Source organism: Parendozoicomonas verongulae (assembly GCF_009711465.1).
In the GTDB taxonomy this organism is placed as follows: Bacteria; Pseudomonadota; Gammaproteobacteria; order Pseudomonadales; family Endozoicomonadaceae; genus Sansalvadorimonas; species Sansalvadorimonas verongulae.
In genome coordinates this window covers 1-251 of the sequence record NZ_SMME01000094.1, presented here as the reverse complement: position 1 = coordinate 251, position 251 = coordinate 1, and the positions used below count along the sequence as shown (strand labels likewise).

The window sequence follows — 251 nt, the reverse complement described above, 5'->3', positions numbered from 1 at the left end:
TCGTTGCAAAGGCTGGCAAATGCCTCATATTTTTGGTTTATCCTGACGATTGCTCCCGCTATTGTTGTTGATGCGAGTACAGATAAACAGGTGAGTAGTTGCACACTTCTTTTGCTAACAGGTGAAGGGGAGGCCGATATCATCTCAACAGGGCGTATCCGTACGTCATTACCCGTCGTTCAGCCTTTGGGCGACACATTTTGTGTATCTGGTCCAGAAAGTAGCCTGGTCTGCCAAGGGGTTGGGGGGGC

1 protein-coding gene is annotated in these 251 nt (G+C 49.8%); it reads left to right on the top strand.

Going from position 1 to position 251, the window contains the following annotated elements:
* A partial coding sequence (locus E1189_RS24150; protein ID WP_230459784.1) for a hypothetical protein occupies positions 1-251 on the top strand: 251 nt, incomplete at both ends.